The following is a 241-nucleotide window of genomic DNA, read 5'->3' on the forward strand; positions in this document are numbered from 1 at the left end:
CTTCAAAGCTGGTGGTCACACTATCTTGGGTGCTGGTCGCATAACGTAGCAATTTGGCAATGCGTTCCTGATTGCCCATATCTTCGCCCAGTCCTTCTTTGATGACATCACCAAACTCAGCGTAGAACTGCGCGAACTTCTCTTGCTTATCACTGTCTTCGCTATTAGCAAGGCTAGCTAGCAAGGTCAAAATACGGCGCGCATTACCATCACGGATAGACTTCACATCACGCGATTCTTG

1 pseudogene is annotated in these 241 nt (G+C 48.1%); it reads right to left on the reverse strand.

What is annotated here, in order from left to right:
* A pseudogene (locus tag AAEY75_RS16805) lies at positions 1 to 241 on the reverse strand (molecular chaperone HtpG); the annotation flags it as partial.

The sequence above is a fragment of the Psychrobacter sp. TB55-MNA-CIBAN-0194 genome (assembly GCF_040309505.1).
GTDB lineage: Bacteria > Pseudomonadota > Gammaproteobacteria > Pseudomonadales > Moraxellaceae > Psychrobacter > Psychrobacter fozii.